20 protein-coding genes are annotated in these 23,202 nt (G+C 38.8%); 4 read left to right on the plus strand and 16 right to left on the minus strand.

Annotated features, from left to right (window positions below; all coding sequences use genetic code 11):
- Window positions 1-220: 220 nt before the first annotated feature.
- The 3 genes from FRZ67_RS06225 to FRZ67_RS06235 all read right to left on the minus strand — a co-directional run bounded on the left by FRZ67_RS06225 (window position 221) and on the right by FRZ67_RS06235 (window position 1,540).
- Window positions 221-841, minus strand: a complete 621-nt coding sequence (locus tag FRZ67_RS06225) for a T9SS type A sorting domain-containing protein (RefSeq protein ID WP_147188711.1) — start codon at window positions 839-841, stop codon at window positions 221-223.
- 41 nt (window positions 842-882) lie between these two features.
- Complete coding sequence (locus tag FRZ67_RS06230; protein WP_147188712.1) at window positions 883-1,104, minus strand: hypothetical protein; 222 nt, start codon at window positions 1,102-1,104, stop codon at window positions 883-885.
- 79 nt (window positions 1,105-1,183) lie between these two features.
- Window positions 1,184-1,540 carry a DUF4907 domain-containing protein gene (locus tag FRZ67_RS06235; RefSeq protein ID WP_158638318.1) on the minus strand — a complete coding sequence of 119 codons (357 nt, stop codon included), beginning with the start codon at window positions 1,538-1,540 and terminating at the stop codon, window positions 1,184-1,186.
- A gap of 177 nt (window positions 1,541-1,717) precedes the next feature.
- On the opposite strand from FRZ67_RS06235, the gene FRZ67_RS06240 reads away from it, so the two are divergent.
- Entirely contained in the window at window positions 1,718-2,104 is a 387-nt protein-coding gene (locus tag FRZ67_RS06240; protein ID WP_147188714.1) for a helix-turn-helix domain-containing protein, read from the plus strand.
- A gap of 95 nt (window positions 2,105-2,199) precedes the next feature.
- Complete coding sequence (locus FRZ67_RS06245; RefSeq protein WP_147188715.1) at window positions 2,200-2,964, plus strand: SDR family NAD(P)-dependent oxidoreductase; 765 nt, start codon at window positions 2,200-2,202, stop codon at window positions 2,962-2,964.
- A 251-nt stretch (window positions 2,965-3,215) separates the two neighbouring features.
- On the opposite strand, the gene FRZ67_RS06250 is transcribed toward FRZ67_RS06245, so the two are convergent.
- The 3 genes from FRZ67_RS06250 to FRZ67_RS06260 all read right to left on the minus strand — a co-directional run bounded on the left by FRZ67_RS06250 (window position 3,216) and on the right by FRZ67_RS06260 (window position 6,179).
- Window positions 3,216-4,649 carry a glycoside hydrolase family 30 protein gene (locus tag FRZ67_RS06250; RefSeq protein ID WP_147188716.1) on the minus strand — a complete coding sequence of 478 codons (1,434 nt, stop codon included), beginning with the start codon at window positions 4,647-4,649 and terminating at the stop codon, window positions 3,216-3,218.
- 84 nt (window positions 4,650-4,733) lie between these two features.
- Window positions 4,734-5,681 carry an MBL fold metallo-hydrolase gene (locus FRZ67_RS06255; protein WP_147188717.1) on the minus strand — a complete coding sequence of 316 codons (948 nt, stop codon included), beginning with the start codon at window positions 5,679-5,681 and terminating at the stop codon, window positions 4,734-4,736.
- A gap of 18 nt (window positions 5,682-5,699) precedes the next feature.
- Entirely contained in the window at window positions 5,700-6,179 is a 480-nt protein-coding gene (locus tag FRZ67_RS06260; protein ID WP_147188718.1) for a hypothetical protein, read from the minus strand.
- Between the two features lie 92 nt (window positions 6,180-6,271).
- On the opposite strand from FRZ67_RS06260, the gene FRZ67_RS06265 reads away from it, so the two are divergent.
- A complete protein-coding gene (locus tag FRZ67_RS06265) occupies window positions 6,272-6,961 on the plus strand; it encodes an aspartate/glutamate racemase family protein (RefSeq protein ID WP_147188719.1) in 690 nt (229 codons plus the stop codon).
- Window positions 6,962-7,275: 314 nt separating this feature from the next.
- Window positions 7,276-9,525, plus strand: coding sequence for a multicopper oxidase domain-containing protein (locus FRZ67_RS06270; protein ID WP_147188720.1), 2,250 nt, complete (start codon window positions 7,276-7,278; stop codon window positions 9,523-9,525).
- Window positions 9,526-9,706: 181 nt separating this feature from the next.
- On the opposite strand, the gene FRZ67_RS06275 is transcribed toward FRZ67_RS06270, so the two are convergent.
- The 10 genes from FRZ67_RS06275 to FRZ67_RS06320 form a co-directional block, all read right to left on the minus strand.
- Complete coding sequence (locus FRZ67_RS06275) at window positions 9,707-10,738, minus strand: alpha/beta hydrolase (protein ID WP_147188721.1); 1,032 nt, start codon at window positions 10,736-10,738, stop codon at window positions 9,707-9,709.
- Between the two features lie 145 nt (window positions 10,739-10,883).
- The gene (locus tag FRZ67_RS06280) at window positions 10,884-11,759 is read right to left on the minus strand and encodes a cupredoxin domain-containing protein (protein ID WP_147188722.1); all 876 of its coding nucleotides are present in this window, start codon (window positions 11,757-11,759) and stop codon (window positions 10,884-10,886) included.
- A gap of 394 nt (window positions 11,760-12,153) precedes the next feature.
- Complete coding sequence (locus tag FRZ67_RS06285) at window positions 12,154-13,368, minus strand: alanine dehydrogenase (RefSeq protein ID WP_147188723.1); 1,215 nt, start codon at window positions 13,366-13,368, stop codon at window positions 12,154-12,156.
- A gap of 133 nt (window positions 13,369-13,501) precedes the next feature.
- On the minus strand, window positions 13,502-13,915 hold the full coding sequence (tsaE, locus tag FRZ67_RS06290) for a tRNA (adenosine(37)-N6)-threonylcarbamoyltransferase complex ATPase subunit type 1 TsaE (protein WP_147188724.1): 414 nt from the start codon (window positions 13,913-13,915) through the stop codon (window positions 13,502-13,504).
- 57 nt (window positions 13,916-13,972) lie between these two features.
- A complete protein-coding gene (locus FRZ67_RS06295; RefSeq protein ID WP_147188725.1) occupies window positions 13,973-14,257 on the minus strand; it encodes a hypothetical protein in 285 nt (94 codons plus the stop codon).
- Window positions 14,258-14,862: 605 nt separating this feature from the next.
- Window positions 14,863-19,209: a T9SS type A sorting domain-containing protein gene (locus FRZ67_RS06300; RefSeq protein WP_147188726.1), complete on the minus strand. Its 4,347-nt coding sequence runs from the start codon at window positions 19,207-19,209 to the stop codon at window positions 14,863-14,865.
- 659 nt (window positions 19,210-19,868) lie between these two features.
- Window positions 19,869-21,368, minus strand: a complete 1,500-nt coding sequence (gene guaB, locus FRZ67_RS06305) for an IMP dehydrogenase (RefSeq protein ID WP_147188727.1) — start codon at window positions 21,366-21,368, stop codon at window positions 19,869-19,871.
- Between the two features lie 241 nt (window positions 21,369-21,609).
- On the minus strand, window positions 21,610-21,870 hold the full coding sequence (locus tag FRZ67_RS06310) for an acyl-CoA-binding protein (protein ID WP_147188728.1): 261 nt from the start codon (window positions 21,868-21,870) through the stop codon (window positions 21,610-21,612).
- Between the two features lie 31 nt (window positions 21,871-21,901).
- The gene (locus tag FRZ67_RS06315) at window positions 21,902-22,654 is read right to left on the minus strand and encodes a tetratricopeptide repeat protein (RefSeq protein WP_147188729.1); all 753 of its coding nucleotides are present in this window, start codon (window positions 22,652-22,654) and stop codon (window positions 21,902-21,904) included.
- Window positions 22,655-22,713: 59 nt separating this feature from the next.
- The gene (locus FRZ67_RS06320) at window positions 22,714-23,079 is read right to left on the minus strand and encodes a dihydroneopterin aldolase (RefSeq protein ID WP_147188730.1); all 366 of its coding nucleotides are present in this window, start codon (window positions 23,077-23,079) and stop codon (window positions 22,714-22,716) included.
- Between the last annotated feature and the right edge of the window lie 123 nt (window positions 23,080-23,202).

Genomic DNA, 23,202 nt, shown 5'->3' on the forward strand with positions numbered 1-23,202 from the left:
TTTTCTATGACCATTGCCAGCGTGATCAATGATTGTACTCAATAAAAAAATATAATGCTGCTCTGATAGTTTTAGTTTTTCAGCCAGGAGTGAGCTGCTGAATAGTATAACGGATGTACACGAGTGCGACGCAACGACAGATGCATAAAGTTGTACAGCGGGGTTGCCAATAAAAGAACCGTTTCTCATGAAACAGCTCTTTTAAAATGAATGTTCCTGCTTATTTAGTTACTACGACTTTTTGCATCAAACGTATATCGTTTCTCTCAATTCTTAAAGTATATATACCTGTTGTTAGTTTGTTTTCCAGATCAATATTCTTAATTACCGAACCATTTACTGCACCTAAACTTTGTTGCCAAACTTTTTCGCCAAGACTGTTATATACTATTAATGTTGTTAAAGCTTCCTTGGAAGGTAATTGGATATGAATATTGAAATTGCCTTTGCTAGGGTTTGGTGAAACAAGCATTTGTACTGTGTTTGTTTTTGCCTGTAATGCATCAGTTAAACTTACTACTGCGATGTTACTTGCTGTAGTAAAGTTTGGCCCACATACCCATGCTGAAGTATCTTCTGTGCAATTACTTCTTATCTGCCATTCATATGTTGTGTTGGGTAATAAGCCGCATAATACAACATAATTGCTACCGCCTTTTACATTTCGTTTTGTGAGTTCTGTGGAACCAACTGCGCGATAACGAATCTTAAAACTGGAAACAGTTTCGGTTGGCAATGCCCATCTTAATACGGCAGATGTATCTGTTATTTTAGCCACCCTTAAATCCGAAGTTACAGCACAACCGCCGCCAGGTGTATATTCCCAAAAGTCTTTTGACATATTGCCAGTGCCAATATATCCTTTGTTATTTATGGAAAACCCTACCGCCTGGGATCTTCCGGTGCCGCCAAAATCAGCCTGGCGTGTCCATTTATTTGTTGCGGGGTCGTATTATCATATTCCAAAAAATCTTTTAACCCATAGGTAATACCGTCATAACCAAGACCAATATATCCTTTGCCTCCAACAGAAAAGCAGTGCCATCCTGTCTTGCATGCCAGCAAAATCTGCTTCTCTTGTCCATGTGCCCTGTGCATTACCATATATGGTAATGAATGACATCAGTGTACCCAAAAGAAATGTTGTCTTTTTCATAAGTTTAATTTTGAGTTAGGTAATATACTATCGAATTACTTTTAGCATTTGTAATTCTTCTTTGGATACTGTTGGTGGCATAATACCTTTTCGTAATTTTTCAATAACCAGTTCTGCTATTTTTACTGCATCTTTCTTTGTAGCAAATGCTTTACTGCCGGGCATTGCGGGTTTGTTTGTCTGATGTATTAATAACTTATCGTCAGCATATACATCATACCCAAATGTTTTATCGGGTGCATCAATGATCTTGTAATTAAATTTTGTTGTAGTGTTTATGCCGGATGACTGTTGTAGATTTTGCGCCTGAATATTTTCAACATATAATAACGATATAATAAAAAGTAATACTCCGAAATATTTGTGTATCGTATAACTTTTCATACTCATTAATTTTGGAAGTATAAATTTTATTTATTTTATACAATTCTTCAATGATAGCAATTAGCCGGAGAAATGATTATTATCATTGACAAGCTTTTTTGCAATTTAGAGTAATTATGATATTTAGGATCGGAGTTTTGTAATAGAACAGATTATTTTATCTTTAGCTTTAATATTATGGACAACACTTTAACACCGGTGCTCTCCTACCGGAAAAAAGAACTAGCCGCACAGTATATAACAGAGCTTGATACACATATACAAGACTTAAAAGAAGGCAAAGCAGACCGTGCAATGGAGATAAGGGATCTTGCAAAATTGTTACATGTACATCCTGTCCACTTAAGTAATACTATTAAAGAAGTTACAGGAAGATCAACCTGCGACTTATACGAAGAGCGTTTACTTAAAATTTCAAAAGATCTTTTATTGAATACCAATATGAGTATCGCCGCTATTGCAAAGCAGCTTACCTATGATCCTTCTAACTTTACAAAGTTTTTTAAACATTATACCGGAACTACACCAAAGAAATTCAGGGACCAGTTTATCAATTCATTATAAAATCTTAAGCACTCACCATTTTTCCTTAAACAAACACCATGTTTGTGTATTGATATGGCTTCAACTTTGTACAACATTTTTAAAAAAAATAAAATATGTCAACACAAACAAAGATCGCATTGGTTACAGGTGGCAGCCGCGGACTTGGAAAAGATATGGCACTTAGCATTGCACGCAAAGGAATTGACGTGATACTTACTTACCGCACAAACGAAGCAGAAGCCAATAAAGTGGTAAAAGAAATTGAAGCAGCAGGAAAAAAAGCAGCAGCACTGCAGCTTGATATGGCAAAGTTTGATTCGCTGGATAACTTCATGCAGCAATTAGTACAAACATTGCAATCAAAATGGAACACAGACAAATTTGATTTCCTGGTCAACAATGCAGGCATGGGTGGCTCAAAATTTTTTCCGGATGTTACGGAAACTTTTTTTGATGAGTTTATGAACGTACACTTTAAAAGCATTTATTTTTTAACCCAAAAATGTGTACCGCATATCAATGAAGGCGGACGTATCATTAATATTTCAACAGGCACTACACGCTTTGTAAACCCCGGTTATTCTGTGTATGCGTCTATGAAAGGTGCTATGGAAGTGCTTACAAAATATCTGGCAAAAGAACTGGGTGCAAAAGGCATTGGTGCAAATATTGTGGCGCCCGGCCCGATTGAAACAGATTTCAATAATGCTACCATAAGAAATAATCCTCAATTAAAAGAAAGACTTGCATCCCTGTCTCCTCTTAACAGGGTTGGCAATGCGGATGATATTGGTGGTGTGGTTGCTTTTCTTTGCACAGATGAAGCAAGATGGATCAACGGGCAACGAATAGAAGTAAGTGGTGGTATAAATGTGTAACCTGATCTTTATATAAGCGCTTATATATTTTTGAGCCAGGCATCACGAATGCTATTAAACATCGTTGCGTCGCACACTTATGCGCTTAGTTTATAATGAGCTTTTCATGCAAAGGAACATAAGACAAAGCCGCAAAGATATCTTTGCGTCTTATAAACTTTACGTCTTTGCGTTAAATTCCATCAGTACAAGAGTGCGACGCAACGATGTTTAATACTTATCCTAAAGCTTAGTACATAATTCTTCTTCTCTTACTGCACAACAAATGTTTGCATACTATGCGGCAACGATTTTGTTTCTGCAGCTTTACCATTCAGCCACAAACGGTATGGTATAGTATCGCCGCTTTGATTCATAACAACTACCACCAAAGTTCCATCAGTGTTTATAAAAGCTGTTGTAAGCAATTGTCCGCGGCTACTTGAGCTTATAATACGATGTGCACCCGGCCTGATGAATTTTGAAAAATGACCTATATAATAAAATGAATTGAGGTAATGCAACTCGCCTGTTTTTGTATCTGCATGAACCGGTGCAAAACAAAAATTACCAACATGATTGGGGCCGCCTTTTTCATCAAGCAGGATATTCCAGTCAGTCCATGCACATGTGCCACTGTTGAAATCGTTGATCATGTTGCGACCGTAGGCCTCTCCCCATTGCCAGTCATCAATAGTTGAAGCTTTAAAGCTTTCTGCGCAACCTTCTGTAAAAATGAGTTGCTTATCGGGAAATGATTCTGAAACACGTTTTACATTATCGAAAATTTTTCCGCCACCTGTCCAGCTTTCATACCAGTGAAAACCGATACCCCACACATACCTGGCCGCACCGGGATCGCTAAGGATTACGCTTGCACGCTGGTACATAAGATCGCGGTTATGATCCCAGGCAATTAATTTCATTTCACCCATACCTGCATTCTGTAGTGTTGGGCCTAGATAATTTTTTATAAAATCTCTTTCCTCTTCTGCACTGTAATTACAGGATTCCCACTTCTGCACAGCCATAGGCTCATTCTGCACTGTAAGACCCCAGAAAGGAATATTGTCTTTTGCATAAGCCTGGAAAAATTTTATATAATAGTCGGCCCAGCTTTGATAAAATTCTGGTTTCAGTTTACCACCATGCAAAATATCATTATTGGTTTTCATGAATGCCGGCGGGCTCCAGGGGCTTGCAAACATGATAAGCCTGCCACCTGCTGCAGCAATGGCCTGCTTAATAAATGGTATCTTATATTTTTCATCATGCGTTATAGAAAAAGTTTTTAAGTCTTTATCATCCTCCTGCACATACATGTATGAGTCGCTGCTGAAATCACAACTATTGATATTTGTTCTGCCAAGTGTATAGCCAATACCCTTTACAGGATCAAAATAGTTCTGTAGTAACTCTTTTTGTTTATCAGCAGGCAGTTTATAAAATGTTTCTGCCGATGCATCGGTTAATGCACCGCCAATACCAATAAAAGTTTGAAACATTTTTGCCGGATCAACAAAAATGCAGGGTTGTGTTTCCAGCGGCTGGCCAAAATCGCTAAACGACAAAGTATCGGTTGGCGTAATCCGCAGGTTAGTGTTTTCTGCAGTGGTATAAACAATGATCTTTTGTTGTTGCGCTTTAGTGTTTGAAGCATTAATCAAAGATGCAGCAAGGCCGGCAAGCAAACATATTTTTTTCATGTGGGGCTTTATTATAATGCTATAAAATTAATTGTGCGTCAGATACAATACATTATTTATTTTTTTGAACAACGTAAATGCATTTTAAAATAATAATAGTTTAGCCTGTTCTGGATAAACAAGTTTCAGGTGCAGCGTATTTAACTGTTCTAACTGTTGCCGGATAATGATTTGATTGCTTCCGGATGGTTTTATATGCGTAATGGCAATTGGCAGAGGCTTCATATTATCTGTACCGGCAAGCGCTGACAATACATTCATTTCATTCATCAATAAAGAAGGCGTGAGATGACCAAACAGTTTATTTAGAGGTTGAGCATCAGTATAAGAAACTTCAATAAAGACTGCCTTAAGTTTTTTTGCTATTACTAATGGCGCAATATGTTGCCATACTGATTTAAGCTTATCGGAGTGTTCTGTGGTGTCAGCACCGGTATCCCCCAGATAAAGGAAATAAGCATCTTCATACCGCACTAAAAAAGCAGTACTTTGATAAGGTGACGAATGACTCAATGGATAGGCAGTTATATGTAGGTTTGTTTGCGGAATCGGAATTTCTTTTCCTTCTTCGAGTGGCAGATAATGATATTTATTAAGAGTTGGTTTTTCGCCATCATCTGCAAAATTTGCCCAGCTTCTCCAGGTAAAATAATTATTTCTCAACACATCGAGGCAGTAAGGCATACCATAAATATTTTTGACTGTATCATCTGGTGAGTTAATGATAAGGCCTGAAAGATGATCGAGATGTGCATGAGAAATACAATACCCTTTAATATATCTCTTTAGAACATCGTTTGCAGAAACATTCTTAAAGATTCCAGCATCGATTGATTTCTGAATACCAGCATGTAATGTCCCTGCATCAAGACAAACATAATCGTCAGTGCCATTAACAGCAAGCATGTAAGCAGAAAGATTACTTTCATCAATGCCACCTTTTACACCTAACGGAACCACTTTAAAAGAATGCTGGCAAAAAGAAATATTGCAAAGAGCAAGGGATATTAATAACGTTATGAATGAACGCATTTGAATATTTTAAGATAATTATTTACAATTAACACGTTTGAATACCTGTGTATATTGAATCTTGGAAGTGTCTTTAAAAATAGATTTATTATCCTGCATTAACGTCACACCAAAACCTTCTGTCAGCACACTGTCTTTCAATTGAAACATTACTTCTCTTATTGAAGTTTTGCCTTCAGATGCATACGTGTAATCCGCTTTTATGATCCCGCCATGGATCGATCCGTTAAACGTTCCCTTATTCCTGTCTTTTTCATAAAAATTATAAATAAGATTACCCGAAACAACACTATCTTTTATAAAAAGCTCAATAGAAATAGTATCTCTTTGCAACACACGCTGAAAACATAATTTACCCGGAATTGAAATTATATTTCTTGCAGTATCTGTAATTATTGTTGTTGAAACAGAGTCTTTGTTTGCAGCCTCCTTGTCGTTATTGTTATTGCAGGCAGACATAGCTGCCACTATCAACAGGAAGTAAATTTTTTTCTTCACGTTTATTTATTTTAAAGCTAAGTTAATTAAACAAAAAACTTCTCGTTCAATAACCACACTTATAAAGCAAAGATTTCTGCTATCTTCACTTTATGAAAACAATCGGCCTTATTGGTGGCATTACATGGCTTTCTACAATTGATTATTATCGCCTGATCAATCAAATGATCAACGAAAAAATCGGCGGCGTTTCCTCTGCAAAAATTTTAATGAGTTCTGTTGAATTTGGAGAGATCAAAAGACTTACAGAGTCAAATGATTGGGATGGTCTTGCAGCAATCATTTCAGATGCTGCGCAAAAATTAGAAACAGCCGGCGCAGATTGCATATTGATCTGCGCAAACACCATGCATAAAATCGCAGATAAAATACAATCAGTTATAAAAATTCCGCTTATCCATATTGCAGAAGAGACTGCAAAAGCTGTTACACAATTACAATTACAAAAAGTTGCGCTGCTTGGCACCAAATACACAATGCAACTTGATTTTTACAAGAACAAGCTTGCGGAAAAAAATATTGAAAGCATAATACCAGACACAGAAGATGCCGATTACATCAACGATGCCATTTACAACGAAATGGGTAAAGGCATTTTTCTTCCCGAAAGAAAAAAAGTTTTTCTGCGCATTATAAACGAGCTTATAACTCAAGGTGCAAAGGGCATTATACTGGGCTGTACAGAAATTCCCATTCTTATAAAACAAAATGATGTTGCCGTTCCGGTTTTTGACACTACAGCAATACATACAAAAGCTGCTGTTGAATTTGCATTGAAATAAATGTTGGTTGCAAGCTGCAGTATCGCATAGCATCGCCTGTTGTGTCACTCACTTGTGCGCTCGGAAAAGGTATGAGCTATCAGGTAGCAGTATTTAGTAAACAAAGTGAATTTATCTAAAACCTGATTGCTGATTGCCGAAACCTGTTCTTCAGTACAAGAGTGCGACGCAACGAAAGCCCTATGTTTATTCAATTGCCGGGCACATGCTCAAAATCATACAATCACTTCAGGAGTTTTTAATGTATTTAATAGAAAAGACAATATCTATAAACATAACTTTGAGCAACATTTTATCTGAAACCCTATATCATCATGAAAACACTTTCTGTTTCCTGGTTTGCTTACGTTTTCGCTTTTGCATTTCTTCAATTTTCCAATACGAATAATAATGAAGCGGCCGTTAAAAAGGTATTGGCTTATAAACAGCAGAATACTATTTCATGCGGTGCAAACAAAACATCGTTAACCAGCAATGGTTATACTTTTACTTATCTCCCGTTTACAGGATGGAATTATAATGTAACTGCGCCGGAAAGCGGGTTCAATACCTTATTTATTCCTGATACCTTGAGTGGTACAAATTTTACATTACGTATACACGATTCAACAAAGCAATATCTCAGCGGGCTTGCAACTGCAACATCGGCATACAACAATAATGATATTTTAGGGCCCACACTTATTTTCAATAAAGGCACTACGGTGCAAATGCATGTAAGGAATGAGCTGCAGGACAGCACTACGGTACATTGGCATGGTATTCATTTGCCTGCTATAATGGATGGTGGTCCGCACCAGGTTATTGCACCGGGTGCATTGTGGGAACCAAAATGGGTTGTAAAAAATAATGCAGCAACTTACTGGTATCATCCGCACCTGCACCAAAAAACATCACAGCAGCTAATACAAGGGCTTGGAGGAATGATCATCGTAAGAGATGATAAAGAAAGCACATTAAATCTTCCCCGCACTTATGGAGTGGATGATATACCGCTTATTTTAAATGACAAAAGGTTTGAGGCAGTAAGCAATCAATTTGTAATGTCCCGCTACGGCGATACGATGATGTGCAACGGCACATTGAATGCTCAATTTAATATTCCTGCACAGGTGGTGCGTTTCAGGTTACTGAATGCAGCGCCAGACAGGGCTTATAATATAGGTTTTAGCGACAATCGAAGTTTTTCTGTAATAGGAGGTGATGCAGGCTTACTGAATAGCCCGGTTGCATTAACACGGTATATCATGTCTCCCGGCGAGCGCATAGAAATATTATTAGATTTTTCGGGGCAAATAAATCAGGCGGTAACACTGCGGGCTTTTAATTCCGAACTGCCATCGGACATTTCGGGTTCTGATCCTGATAATGCTAAAACTGCTGACTTTGTGCGCAACGCACTTGGTGCAAGAGATTTTGATATACTTAAACTGAATATTGCCGGTGCTACAGCTAATGCGGTTACAGCTATGCCTGCTACACTTATTACTAATGAAACCATAGATTCAACCCAGGCAACTGTTACAAGAACAATTAAAATAACACAGGCTGGCTTGGCATGTCCTGATCCTACAACAAAATGTGCGTGGTTCAACAAACAGTTCTTTGATATGAACCGCATTGACTACAAAGTAAAACAGGATGCTACAGAGATATGGGAGATCACAAACAATGCACTTACTTCTCATCCTTTTCATATACATGATGTATCTTTTAAAATACTCAGCAAATCAAATGGCCCTGTTGAGGCTTATGAAAAAGGCTGGAAAGATGTAATACTTATCAGAAAAGGAACCACTGTAAGATTTATTGCAAAATTCTCCGACTATGCAGATTCATCACATCCATACATGTACCACTGCCATGTAAGCTTTCATGAAGATGAAGGAATGATGGGACAGTTTGTGGTAATGCCACCAGCTCCTGCGCTTCCAACGATAACCGTCATTAATAAAAGTACAACAGAAGGTAATACAGGCGTTGCACCAATGAATTTTACAGTAACATTAAGTGCACCATCAACACAAACCATTACGGTAAATTATCTTACGAAAGATGTTACTGCACTTGCCCCCGGCGATTATGTAGCCGCAAGTGGTGTTCTTACATTTGCACCCGGAGAAACAATAAAAGCAATTCCTGTTACAATTAACGGAGATACTTCTCCTGAAAGCAATGAAACTTTTAAACTCTTACTTAAAAAACCAGCTAATGCAACACTTGCTGTTACTGCTGCAAAAGGAACTATCATAAACGATGATGCTGCGTTTGCATCTGCTATCAGCAACAGTTTACTGATTGATAAAACAGGAATACAAACCTATCCTAATCCTGTAGTGAATGGCATACTTAGTATAAAAATTCCATTGATATTTAAAGATCAGTTACAGCTTATTATTGCGGATGTAACCGGCACTGTTGTAAAAACGCAAAAGATCAATTCGGGCACAGCGAATATTCAGGTGGAAGTAAATAATTTAATAAGCGGTATGTATTTTTTTACACTGCAAAGCAATAAAAATGTTGTGTACAAACAACAGGTAGAAATATTACAAAGTAATTAATTTGGTTATAGGTTTTTGGTTACAAGCTCTTGTACAATTGGCATCGGTTGTTGTGTCACTCACTTGTGCGTTCAGAAATAAATGAACACAGACCAGGATAATCCTGTTGCTATCTTCGTTGCAGTACAAGTGTGCGACGCAACGATGTTTACTTGAAATACTTTAGCCTGGCTCAAAAAAATTATTGTCTTAATTGTATACTGTTATCAATTACAATGTCTTCCTGCTTTTTTAAGCCCAGTGTTTGCTGCATAAAATTATCAATGGCAATTTGCACGCTGCGTAAATCTTTTGATTTGATGTAACTGCCCAATACATGATCTCCGGTGTTTGGTAATGCCTGCTTTATTTTTGTTGCAGAACCAAGCTCATCAAACATTTTAAGCATGGCAGGCACGCTTACAACGCTATCCTGGTGAATAGAATCTTTATAATAGTATAACAGCAAAGTTGGTTGCTTTACTTTTTCAAAAGTTTCTTTTGTCATAGTTGTCTCAAGCAATTCCTGTAATTGCACTGTTGCCTGTAATGGATAATATGAATACCAATATTCTTTGAATATATCTCGTTGATCTGATGATGTGATATGATCTGAACCGATAATCATTTTTGCAAGTTGAAAGCCCCAATGATTATTGAGTAGATAAGCTTTATCATTATTGATAGCAATATTAGGGCTCATTAAAACAAGAGCTGCAATATCATTTGGATAGGCTGCTGCAAGTTGTAGTGCATTGGTGCCACCTGTTGAGCAACCCATTAAAATAATTTTATTGCCAAGTTGCTTACCAATTGCCAGTGCCTGCTTTGCAGACTCCCAATATTCACCGGCAGTAAGATTTATCATTGGCTCTGTTGTATCTATACCGTGTTCTGCAAGTCTCGACAGATAAAGGTTACAACCGAATTCTTTTGCAATTGTTCTGTGAATGGGTTCTCCTTCTTCCTGCGAAGCAGAGAAACCATGCAGGTATACAATGGCATATTCAGTTTTTTGCTTTAGCGAATCATTTGCCCAAACAATTCTTGCTTCATTATCTTTTTTTAGTGTATGCTGCGCTTCATTATTTTTTATGTAAGTCTCTAATTCATTTGGGGTCGCAGGTACTGAAGGCATTGTTATAGTATAGACCGGTGTTACCGGGCTGGGCCCTAATAAATAAATAATAAAAATTCCAATGATGATTATGGCTAACCATTTTAAAAAACGCATAAAATTATTTTCAAATAAAACTACAGGAATTTTTGATTTGTTTTAAAGATGATGATTACCGGCAATTAATTACAGGTGATTATTAAAACAAAAAAGCCATTGGTAGAAACCAGCGGCTTTTTGCATTTTATCTGACCCATTTTCTTTATTTCATTATCACTGTGTGTTTTTCCGTCCTCGTACCCAAAGTGCAAAGAATATAATATGATCCCGGTGAAAGATCACCCATGTGAAAATGTCCGTTATTGATGCCTTTTGAGGCAGACATGTTCTGCTCTTTGATGAGCCGTCCGTCAGGTCCAAATAGCTGAACCCGCATACTGCCTTCTATATCCGAATTGAACTGAATCATTAAATGACCCGGCCTGGTGATTGGATTTGGGCTCAGGCTCGTGACTATCTTATCTAACGCAATATTGCGTGTATGCATTTGTATATCTGTGTACTCTATATTTCCTTTTGTATCAACCATCTGAAGCTGATAGTAAGTATATTTTGCTGTGGCTGTATTATCTGCAATGCTGTACAGGTTTCCTGGTGATGGCATTATTCTCTGTATCTCTCTGAAATTATCACCATCTGTGCTTCTTTGCACGGAAAAATAAGCAACATCCTTTGATGTATTTGTTTTCCAGCTTAGCAAAGCTTTTAAATCATCACCGCTAACAACGAAATCATTTAGTCCTGCATCCAATGCTGAAGTAATATTGAGGGTTCCTTTCATTACGGTAAAATGAAATGTACATTGGTAAGTATATTTACCCGCTACCTTTAAACGGTACCGGAAATTTCTGTGCGCAGAATCTACAGGTCTGTTCCATGCTGTGGCACCTGCAGGTATCGTAACAGATGTGGTTGTATGAATACCATTTTTCCAAAGCCAGCGTATGGTATCTCCTACTTTGGCATTTACAGTAGCTGGTTTAAACTGAAAATCTGAAACCTTTACCGTGATAATGGTTGCGTTGATAACAGAAAAACTGCATATTATAAATGCAGTAAAAAGGGTAAATTTTTTCATGATGTAAGTTTTTTTTAGATTTTATTAATGAGGCACAGAAAAAACAGGCTTGGATAAAAAACAGCATTGGCAACAACACTTACCGTAAAGAAATATTATTCTTATGTAGCGCTTAATTCTTTATTACAAATGCATTGCTTATTCGCTGAAATTAAAACAGTGGTTTTGCAGGGGACTTGGTTAGTTATGGTACTTTATAACTGGCTAATTATAAAGATTAGGAAATTTATAATTAATTATATCTCATAAAAAAATTATCCTGCTGAACAGGTAAAATCCAATGCTGAACAAGATTGTATGTGAAAAGGCTGAAGAGTATTATGAACGTACAAGTGTGCGACGCAACGAATGCATCAAAATATTTTCGTAAGCCTGGCTAAAAAAATGAAATGATTTATCTTCTGCTGGCAATAAGCAGGTTGAGGTCTGTAAATTTAAGATCAAAACGCTGGCTGATATAAAAATTGGTAAGGTGGCCTTTATACATATACACACCATGACGTAAATTAAAATTGTGCCAGACCATTTCGTCAAGACCTCCTTCGTCACTGGCATCTAGCAAAAGCGGCATTAAAACATTGCTGATAGCATGACTGGCAGTCCTTGCAAAACCACTGGGAATATTAGGGACGCAATAATGAATAACACCATGCTTTTCAAATGTAGGATGTTGATGTGTGGTTATCTCACTTGTTTCAAAACATCCGCCACGATCTATACTTACATCAATAATAATACTACCGGGGCGCATAGCCATTACCATTTCTTCTGTTACAACGATCGGGCTGCGGCCATTTTCATTGCTTAATGCACCTACTGCAACTTCGCAGGTCTTAAGTTGCTTTGCAAGAATGCGGGGCTCCATTACGCTGGTCCATACACGTACACCAAGATTATTCTGTAACCGTTTTAAACGGTAAACATTATTGTCAAATACTTTCACTGAGGCACCCATTGCTAATGCAGTTCTTGTTGCAAACTCGCCCACCACGCCGGCGCCGATAATAATAACTTTTGTTGGTGGTATGCCACTGATACCACCAAGTAATACGCCTTTGCCACTATTAGGGCTGCCAAGATACTGCCCTGCAATAAGCATCACAGCGCTTCCGGCAATTTCACTCATACTTCTAACGATAGGATAGGTGCCACTGTCGTCTTTTAAATTTTCAAAGCCAAGTGCAGTAATACGTTTTGCCATCATTTGCTCAATGATGTTTTTTTGTAGTATAGAAAGATGTATTGGCGAAATAATGGTTTGGTTCATTTGCAGGTGCGGAAGATCCTGCTCTATTACCGGTGCACTTTTAATTAATATGGGTGCTTTATAAACTTCTGCTTTATCATAAGCAATACGTGCACCCGCTTCACTGAAATCTTTATCACTGTATTTGCTGCCTTCACCTGCAGTTGTTTCAACAATCACTTCATGACCATTGTCAACCAAAACGCCCACGGCATCGGGTATAAGCGCTACACGGTTTTCCTGGAAAGCCGTTTCTTTGGGAATACCAATATGCAGACTTGCACGTTTTGATTTTATATCCAGTGTTTCTTCTAATGTTTCGTAACTGAAAGAGGTACTTACAATAGGTTTTGATGTAGCCATTGAAATGGTTTGTGTTTGCAGTGAAAGTAAAATTAAAGAATTTAACGATAGGAAATTTATAATACAGGCTGCGGTTTTTCAGGGGAGCACCTGTTGCGTCGCAAGCACTTTATCTTTCTAATCATTGGGCGGCCTAAGTTTCAGTGTACAGTCTTCTTGTATTATTATTAATCGTTTCAATGTGTATATGCAAGGTATCATCCGGCAGCAGACCAGCCGCTTTATCCGGCCATTCTATCAGGCTAAGATTGCCACTTAATAAACTGTCTTCAATACCCGCATTTATAGCCTCTTCTTCATCTTTTAGCCTGTACCAATCCATGTGATAAATAATTCCTGCAACAGGGCTTTTATATTCATTGATAATAGCAAATGTAGGGCTGCTTATTACGTCTTTTACTTCCAGCACATCACACAATGCATGCACAAAAGTTGTTTTACCTGCGCCCATTGCGCCATGAAATGCCCATATTTTTTTGGATTGATGTTGCTGCCAGCATTTTCCTGCTGCCACTTTTATTTCATTGAGGGTAAACACAATTTCCATCCTGCAAAGATGCTGCATAAACAGCAGAGAAGCAACCGCACAAAAGCAATAAAATTTTTATAACAGCGCTTTTACAATGATTTCCCATTCCTGTTGCAAAGTAACCTCAGGCCTTAGCCTGCCTGCTTTTCTGTACCAGTAATCTGCGTTCCCTATATCACCTTCTTTACGGTGCAGGTAAGCATGAACCCAACAGGCAGTGCTGTCTTCCAGGTTATCAACCATTCTATGGGCTTTGTGCCAGTTAGCGTTTCCATCATACCACATAGACTGCAGGTAAACAGAGATGCCTCGGGGCAGTTTGTTATCTTTTATACTTTGCTGAAAGATTTCGAATTGCATAGAAAGCTTTCTTCAAAAATAAGAAAACCACAGCCGAATCGGCCTTGAAGAGAAAAAGGCTTATGTATGCTTATAAAAATATTCAGTAAAAAAAGTGTGCCGTGAAAAATCACATCCATTTGTGTGAAAAATCACATCATCTTATGTGAAAAATCACCTTTTTTAAAAGTTGGAGCCGCTGTAGTATTGCACTGTCCTTTTTTCAATACCCAATCCCGAATTGTTATTATCTGGAAACACCGTTGCTGATCAGTGAAAAACACCATTTTTTAAACCACTGAAATTCCGATTTGCTTCACTCTGTTTTAAGTAAGCTATTACTTTATACTTTACGAACTTCAGATGATTATTCCAGCTTATTTTTCATGCTTAATCAGAAAGAACTGCGCCTGGTACACAGTCGATGAACCTGCTGAGGAGCACTATAAAATCACACAGGGAAGCAGCATAACTGCTGTTGCTCATTAGTTTATTGTTCAGTCTAAATAAATAATAAACACATTCAAAATCAATCATAAATAACGTCGTCAATAACACCTTGGTTAAAAAGAAAAAGAGCCATCTTTTTCTGATGGCCCTTGAAAGAAAGTATTTGTGTTTTATCCCTATCCTTTTGTCTTTATCACCTTTACAGTTTGTGTCTTTAAACCCTGCATTACTCTTACAATGTACATTCCGGAAGCAAAATTGTTTCCAAATTTATATGTGTCTGTAATACTGCCTTTTATCTGGTATAGTTTCTTGCCATACATATCCGCTACAACAATTTCTACTGGTTCATTGGAATTGCTTTGCATTACCAATGTAAATACTGATGTTGCAGGATTAGGCAGTATTTTCACATTTAGCTTTTCAGTTGTTGGATCAACAATCTTTGTACCTGTATAAGTTATAGAAGCAGCAGTGCTTGAAACAGAAGCCGGTGGCAAACAATCTGCGGTACACTTACCCAAAAAGTCGCCATGTGCAAGATGCTCTGCAACAGCATCCTCATCCACACAAATTGTTACACAAGGATTCTTTGCACTGCCGGTTTTATGGCAGAGCGTAACTTTCACTACTCCGCTCTTACCTCCAAAACACCGAACGTCGTCAGCATGTATATGCTTAGTACAGGTTGTTACACATCCATTTGCATCTGTAATGATAGCAGTGATATTTGCATCAGCAAGCAATGTTAACTTAACATATGCTGAGTCACCGGCAGCTGTAATTGTTTTAGTAGAAACAGGACTAGGTCCGTGCGTAGAATCAGGATATAAAGGACAGCTGGTACCAATTGTATTTACACCGGCGCTGCCTATCCAGTTTTCATCTCCGGCATCATTAATTTGGTTGCATTTCAGCGCTCGGTTCATAGTGATAACTACAGTGTAAGGCCCTGTACCACCAGATGGTTTAACGCTGAACACGGTTGTTTGATCTCCGGTGTAACCGTAATAAAGATCTGTATTACTAAGATTACAAGTTGCCGTTAATGCCGTTGGCTGAGTGATTGTACCTGTAGTTGTCGAAGTACAACCATTGGCATCTGTTACCGTATAAGAATATGAGCCTGCACCATTTGTAAACAGTCCCGTTCCTGTATATGGCGCAGTTCCACCTGTTGCACTTATTGTTATAGTTGAATTACCACCATTGCAGAGGATTGCAGTTGACGATGATGATGCCACAAATGCTGGAGCTCTGGTTATCGTAAATGAACAACTCTTCTGATTACCTCCAATATCTGTTACTGTATATGTAATAATAGTTGTGGTACCATTGTCAAACGCAGAGCCTGAGGCTGGACCTGCAGTTTGTGCAATTGTTGCTCCTGTACAATTATCATTAAATGATGGCACTGACCACGTAGCTGTATTTGTACAAGCTGATAAATATATATTCGGTAGTGAAGTTATTGCTGGTTCGGTTACATCATGAACAATTACGTTCTGATTAGCAGAAGTTGAATTACCGTTGCCATCATCAAATGTCCAATGTATTACATGTGTGCCCTGTGTGCTATAGCTTAGTGCATCGCTTGTTGTACCTGTAACTGTCCCTGCACAATTATCCGTTGTGGTTGCAGTTGATGCTGTAGCTTCACATTCTCCTGTAACATCAGCAAGTGTTGGAACAACAGGTGCTGTTATATCATCTATCACTACATTCTGATCAGCATGGCTTACATTACCGTTGCCATCATCAAATGTCCAATGTATTACATGTGTACCCTGTGTGCTATAGCTTAGTGCATCACTTGTTGTTCCTGTAACTGTCCCTGCACAATTATCCGTTGTGGTGGGTGCAGTTACTGTAGCTTCACATTCTCCTGTAACATCGGCAAGTGTCGGAACAACGGGTGCTGTTATATCATCTATCACTACATTCTGATCAGCATGGCTTACATTACCATTGCCATCATCAAATGTCCAATGTATTACATGTGTGCCCTGTGTGCTATAGCTTAGTGCATCGCTTGTTGTACCTGTAACTGTCCCTGCACAATTATCCGTTGTGGTTGCAGTTGATGCTGTAGCTTCACATTCTCCTGTAACATCAGCAAGTGTTGGAACAACAGGTGCTGTTATATCATCTATCACTACATTCTGATCAGCATGGCTTACATTACCGTTGCCATCATCAAATGTCCAATGTATTACATGTGTACCCTGTGTGCTATAGCTTAGTGCATCGCTTGTTGTTCCTGTAACTGTCCCTGCACAATTATCCGTTGTGGTGGGTGCAGTTACTGTAGCTTCACATTCTCCTGTAACATCGGCAAGTGTCGGAACAACGGGTGCTGTTATATCATCTATCACTACATTCTGATCAGCATGGCTTACATTACCATTGCCATCATCAAATGTCCAATGTATTACATGTGTGCCCTGTGTGCTATAGCTTAGTGCATCGCTTGTTGTACCTGTAACTGCCCCTACACAATTATCCGTTGTGGTTGCAGTTGATGCTGTAGCTTCACATTCTCCTGTAACATCAGCAAGTGTTGGAACAACAGGTGCTGTTATATCATCTATCACTACATTCTGATCAGCATGGCTTACATTACCGTTGCCATCATCAAATGTCCAATGTATTACATGTGTACCCTGTGTGCTATAGCTTAGTGCATCGCTTGTTGTTCCTGTAACTGTCCCTGCACAATTATCCGTTGTGGTGGGTGCAGTTACTGTAGCTTCACATTCTCCTGTAACATCGGCAAGTGTCGGAACAACGGGTGCTGTTATATCATCTATCACTACATTCTGATCAGCATGGCTTACATTACCGTTGCCATCATCAAATGTCCAATGTATTACATGTGTGCCCTGTGTGCTATAGCTTAGTGCATCACTTGTTGTACCTGTAACTGTCCCTGCACAATTATCCGTTGTGGTGGGTGCAGTTGATGCTGTGGCTGAACATTCTCCTGTAACATCAGCAAGTGTCGGAACAACGGGTGCTGTTATATCATCTATCACTACATTCTGATCAGCATGGCTTACATTACCGTTGCCATCATCAAATGTCCAATGTATTACATGTGTACCCTGCGTGCTATAGCTTAGTGCATCGCTTGTTGTACCTGTAACTGCCCCTAAACAATTATCCGTTGTGATGGGTACTGTTACTGTAGCTTCACATTCTCCTGTAACATCGGCAAGTGTCGGAACAACGGGTGCTGTTACATCATCTATCACTACATTCTGATCAGCATGGCTTACATTACCGTTGTCATCATCAAATGTCCAATGTATTACATGTGTACCCTGTGTGCTATAGCTTAGTGCATCACTTGTTGTTCCTGTAACTGTCCCTGCACAATTATCCGTTGTGGTGGGTGCAGTTACTGTAGCTTCACATTCTCCTGTAACATCGGCAAGTGTCGGAACAACGGGTGCTGTTATATCTTTTACAATGACCGTTTGGCTCTGATGACTTATATTGCCATTACCATCATCATAATTCCAATTTATTGTATAGGTGCCTTGATTAGTGTAAGTTAATGCATCACTTGTTGTTCCTGTAATACTGCCAACGCAATCGTCTGTTGCTGTTGGTGCAGTCGATACCGTTACTGAACATTCACCAGTTGCATTTGGCAACGCTACAACATTTGGCACAGGAGCATTATTATCTAAAACAGCTGTTGTTGGATTTGCAGTAGGATTTGCACCGCCTCCGGAACAATTAATTGCGGTGCGAGCTTTGGAAAGCCAGGTACTGGATCCAGAAGATGGCGCAATGACATCAATACTAAAAACGACCTGATTGTTTGAGCTACCTGAAATCCTATCCCCACTCGTATTTGCCTGCACACTAATTGTAGGAGTGCCTGAAACAGTAATTATTGATATATTCCAATTAAACCCACTTGAGGATATAATAGTTGGATTGGCAGGTGATATATAACCTGTAGGAATATCCACCCGTATGCATCCAACTTGAGTAGATCCAGTACTGGTTGCAGTAAATTTTAAGGTAACTTTTTTACCAGGGCACAATGTCGTTGTAGGTAACGCTATAGTCCAATCAATTGCGTCCGTAAAAAAGCATTCCGCATGCAGTCCTGAACTTTGTCCATCAGCAGTAGCACGCAAAGTAGAACCAACACAATCATCTTCACAGACATGCCAAGTGGCTGTAAAATTTCCATTTTCATCCACATTTACTTCCCATGGCTGATGGTCTTCTCCACCATCTGACGTGCCGTCGTAATGCAAAACCTGCAGCACAACAGTTTCTCCGGGCTGAAAACCGCTACCAGTGAGGGTTGCGGTAGTACCTGGTGCGTAATCAACCTGGTCACTTATTATCGTTGCTGCGCCTGATTGTGCCCAGGCATAGTTGCTCATAAATGAAAATAATACCAATATAAAGATGGACATGATGCGCATCATAAACCGGTAGGCGTTATTTTGTGCTGATTGTTTTCCAATTGGCAAACAACTTAGGGTAGAATTATTCATATACAATAGTTTTGAATGCTGATAAAAAAAAGATAATACTTGTAAAAAATATAGAAGGAAATAAAGATGGATATCGTCTCTGTTTTTCTACGTAAAAACAAACAGCATAGCTTGATCCGGGTATGAGTACTACAATCATTAGGTGCAGGTTTTAAAGGGCCCCATGTTTAAAATAGTGAATATACACAGGCACAAAAAATCATCAGTGCAAACTGGATACATGCCTATTATATCAGCTATGGCTTTTCAAAAAATATCAGCATTCTAAAAATAGCCGGAAGGGAAAATTCGGGTAACGGATTTTTCTCGTTCCAGGGTTTTCAAGGTGAGTTTTCAACGGGAAGCTTTTTCTGGTCTGGATAACGAACTTAAATAAGTTTTTTTTAACATCCTAATCTTTCAGGGAAAATTAATCGTTGGATAATGTTGAACAAATGAAGATGAATTGTATGAACTATATGAATTATGAGAATCAATGAAGACAAGTGATCATGCAACCAGATGATTAATGCTTTGCAGTTTCTCTTTGCTGCCATAAAAGAAGAACCCTGAAGTGAGTGACACAACAGGAGATGCTATAAAATACAAAAGCCGGGTACATAAAAATTAATTTACATACCCGGCACTTTATATACTTTATCTGCGCTATATACTTCAATCTAGCTCCTGCTGTAATTAGGTGCTTCTTTTGTGATCTCAATATCATGTGCATGGCTTTCACGCATACCTGCATTGGTGATCTTTACAAAAGTGGATTGCTGTAATGCATTGATATCTTTTGCACCGCAATAACCCATACCTGCACGCAGACCGCCAACAAACTGCGCCACCACCTCACTTAGATAACCTTTGTATGCCACACGGCCCTCGATGCCTTCGGGAACAAGTTTCTTGATGCCATCTTCCACATCCTGGAAATAACGGTCGCTGCTACCCTGCTGCATGGCACCAATACTGCCCATACCGCGGTATTCCTTGAATTTGCGCCCTTCGTAAATAATGGTATCACCAGGGCTTTCTTCCACGCCTGCAAATACACTACCCATCATTACGGTGCCTGCACCTGCTGCCAGTGCTTTTACCATATCACCGGTATAACGAATTCCACCATCAGCAATCAGCGGAATGCCTTTCGGTTTCAATGCTGCAGCAACTTCCATAATGGCTGTAAGCTGCGGTACACCTGCTCCTGCTACAATACGGGTGGTGCAAATAGAACCCGGACCAATACCAACTTTTACAGCGTCTGCACCTGCCGCAACCAATGCCAATGCACCTGCCGCCGTAGCAATATTACCTGCAATGATCTGCAGGTCTCTGAAATTTTTTCTTAAGAGTTTTACAGAATCAATTACACCTTTCGTATGACCATGCGCACTATCGAGTGTTACAACATCCACACCTACTGTTTGCAATGCCTCTGCTCTTTCCAAAAGATCTTTGGTAATGCCAAGTGCTGCACCTGCCAATAATCTTCCCATACCATCTTTAACGGCATAAGGAAAATTACGGATCTGTAAAATATCCCGGTACGTAATAAGACCAATGAGTTTGCCCTGTTTATTTACCACGGGCAGTTTTTCAATTTTATACTGGCGCAGAATTTTTTCTGCCTTCTTCATATCTGTTCCCTGTGGTGCAGTAATAAGGTTCTGGGTGGTCATTACCTCTTTTACTTTGATGGCCTTATTGGTCTCAAAACGCAGGTCGCGGTTGGTAAGGATCCCAACCAGTATCCTGTTATTGTCAATAATAGGAATACCACCAATTTTATTTTCTTTCATCAGCCGCAGTGCATCACCAATAGTAGCATCATCATGCAGTGTTACAGGGTCAACAATAAGTCCGCTTTCACTTCTTTTTACTTTACGTACCTGCTCTGCCTGTCTTTCAATACTCATGTTCTTGTGCAGCATACCGATACCGCCTTCTCTCGCAAGACCTATTGCAAGGTTTGCTTCAGTTACCGTATCCATGGCTGCAGAGAGCATGGGCACATTAAGTGTGAGCGCTTTTGTTAAACGTGACTGAATATTTACTTCTCTTGGTAAGACCTGGCTGTATGCGGGCATCAGCAATACATCATCGAAGGTGAGCCCTTCTCCAAAAAATCTTGAACTGTTCGTCTTCTTACGTGGGGAATTAATTAGTGTTGCCATGTGCAAAGATAGCGTGGCAGGTAAATTGGTTCAAAATAATTTTTTGTAAATGGGCTGAAACTATTGACAGCACTGTGTTTGAGGATATTTTTTTATTTGATGTACTTAGCTTTTACAATACTATTAGGCTGAGGTTGTGTCACTCACTTGTACGGTTTAGTATGCCATGCAGTTGTTTTAAAACCGCCGAAACGGAGAGAAATTGTTTTCTCAATAACTTTGCGCCCCTGCGGTATAGCCATTATCCCTTTAGCTTCTCAACAAGATCAACATAAGCTTTCATCGCCTCTTCTTTTGATTTACCCTTCAGTTCGCTCCATGCATTGAACTTTGCCTTACCTACAAAATCAAATGCATTTGAAGGCGCTTTATCATCTGTTACATCACCTTCGGTGGATTGTTTGTACAAAGAATATAATTGCAGCAATACTTCATTGGAAGGTTTATCACCAAGCATTTTACTGTTGATAACTGCCTGTTCAAATAATTGTTGTAATTCCATAATGGTATAGATTTTTATAATGGTTTTGATATTATTGTATTCCTTCGAGCATTTTTTTACCTTCTTCTTTCCACGCTGCATCATCGGGTGTACGGTTGGGAAGCTTTACCAGTTTATTCAATACTTCCAGTTCAAGTGCAGGGCGGTCAGTATCTCTATATGCTTTAGCAAGATCAAGATAGTTTTGCACAAAATACATATCAAACTTTCTGCATTGCTCCATGTAGTAAATGGCACTATCCATATCTCCCTTTGGCAAACCTCCATATAAGGTTTTAACGGCTGCTTTTTTACCCCACGAAAGATTCGTCATTTCATAATGCCATTTACCCATTGTATAATTTGCTTTTGCATGGCCTGGGTTTAACAGTAAGGCTTTACCGGCATATAATTTTGATTGACGCACCCATGCAACTACTTGTTTATTTTCTTCTGCCACTTCGGTCATTTTAGCTGCAGCAAGTGACATAGCATAACTGGCATCTGCTTTAGTGGAATCTGCTGCATACGCTTTTTGTGCAAATGTTTGTGCCGCATTGAAATAAATGGTTTTTGCACTTTTATCTTTTTGTCTTGTACCAATAGCACAGTTTATTTCTGTACATTTTACCAGTGCCGTTATATTTTTTGTATCAAGTTCTGCAACCTGTGCATATTTTTTATAAGCCTCTGTCTCATTCAACTGCTTTTCATAATTGGATGCTTCTTTAAGTAAAATATTTATATCCTGTGCATGCAAAAAAGCAGAGCAAACAAAAAACAATGCGATCAGTATATACTTCATGATTAATTACAAATTGAAAGATTATTCAATGTTGAATATTGGTTTTCACTTCTCACCTTTCACTTCTCACTCTCACGATTCAACACACACTTCACACCAACACTTCCCTGGAATGCAATGATAGGCGGATTTAACTTGGTAACGCTTACACTTACCGTTTCTGCATGTGAAAATTTCCTCAAAATTTCTGAAGCAATAAGACTGGCAACTGTTTCCAGTAACGGCTCAGGCTTTTGCATCAATTCATTGATAAGATTGTATACAACGGTGTAATCTATTGTCTCATCTATATGTACAACAGGTAATTTTTTGGGCAGGTGCTGGATAGTTACATTTACTTCATAATCGCCACCGATCTTTTTTTCTTCTTTATACAAACCATGAAAAGCATGAAAACGTAATCCTGTTAATTCAATTGTAAGCATGCAGCAAATCTAAGCCGAAGCCCCCTAACCCTAAAATATTTTGAATTTTTACTGCCATAAACAGAACTGCATTAAAGTTGAAATGATAATAAAGCCCCGAAGTGTGCGACGCAACCAAAGCTT

Source organism: Panacibacter ginsenosidivorans, from assembly GCF_007971225.1.
In the GTDB taxonomy this organism is placed as follows: Bacteria; Bacteroidota; Bacteroidia; order Chitinophagales; family Chitinophagaceae; genus Panacibacter; species Panacibacter ginsenosidivorans.

Bases quoted from the DNA above. Each gene is read 5' to 3' on its own strand.
- FRZ67_RS06285 (WP_147188723.1), bottom strand. From the start codon at position 13,368: ATGGCTACATCAAAACCTATTGTAAGTACCTCTTTCAGTTACGAAACA.
- FRZ67_RS06295 (WP_147188725.1), bottom strand. From the start codon at position 14,257: ATGCAATTCGAAATCTTTCAGCAAAGTATAAAAGATAACAAACTGCCC.
- guaB (WP_147188727.1), bottom strand. From the start codon at position 21,368: ATGGCAACACTAATTAATTCCCCACGTAAGAAGACGAACAGTTCAAGA.
- FRZ67_RS06280 (WP_147188722.1), bottom strand. From the start codon at position 11,759: ATGAAAAAATTTACCCTTTTTACTGCATTTATAATATGCAGTTTTTCT.
- FRZ67_RS06270 (WP_147188720.1), top strand. From the start codon at position 7,276: ATGAAAACACTTTCTGTTTCCTGGTTTGCTTACGTTTTCGCTTTTGCA.
- FRZ67_RS06255 (WP_147188717.1), bottom strand. From the start codon at position 5,681: ATGCGTTCATTCATAACGTTATTAATATCCCTTGCTCTTTGCAATATT.
- FRZ67_RS06250 (WP_147188716.1), bottom strand. From the start codon at position 4,649: ATGAAAAAAATATGTTTGCTTGCCGGCCTTGCTGCATCTTTGATTAAT.
- FRZ67_RS06230 (WP_147188712.1), bottom strand. From the start codon at position 1,104: ATGGTAATGCACAGGGCACATGGACAAGAGAAGCAGATTTTGCTGGCA.
- FRZ67_RS06300 (WP_147188726.1), bottom strand. From the start codon at position 19,209: ATGAATAATTCTACCCTAAGTTGTTTGCCAATTGGAAAACAATCAGCA.
- FRZ67_RS06240 (WP_147188714.1), top strand. From the start codon at position 1,718: ATGGACAACACTTTAACACCGGTGCTCTCCTACCGGAAAAAAGAACTA.
- FRZ67_RS06320 (WP_147188730.1), bottom strand. From the start codon at position 23,079: ATGCTTACAATTGAATTAACAGGATTACGTTTTCATGCTTTTCATGGT.
- FRZ67_RS06245 (WP_147188715.1), top strand. From the start codon at position 2,200: ATGTCAACACAAACAAAGATCGCATTGGTTACAGGTGGCAGCCGCGGA.
- FRZ67_RS06315 (WP_147188729.1), bottom strand. From the start codon at position 22,654: ATGAAGTATATACTGATCGCATTGTTTTTTGTTTGCTCTGCTTTTTTG.
- FRZ67_RS06275 (WP_147188721.1), bottom strand. From the start codon at position 10,738: ATGCGTTTTTTAAAATGGTTAGCCATAATCATCATTGGAATTTTTATT.
- FRZ67_RS06265 (WP_147188719.1), top strand. From the start codon at position 6,272: ATGAAAACAATCGGCCTTATTGGTGGCATTACATGGCTTTCTACAATT.
- FRZ67_RS06310 (WP_147188728.1), bottom strand. From the start codon at position 21,870: ATGGAATTACAACAATTATTTGAACAGGCAGTTATCAACAGTAAAATG.
- FRZ67_RS06225 (WP_147188711.1), bottom strand. From the start codon at position 841: ATGTCAAAAGACTTTTGGGAATATACACCTGGCGGCGGTTGTGCTGTA.
- tsaE (WP_147188724.1), bottom strand. From the start codon at position 13,915: ATGGAAATTGTGTTTACCCTCAATGAAATAAAAGTGGCAGCAGGAAAA.
- FRZ67_RS06235 (WP_158638318.1), bottom strand. From the start codon at position 1,540: ATGAAAAGTTATACGATACACAAATATTTCGGAGTATTACTTTTTATT.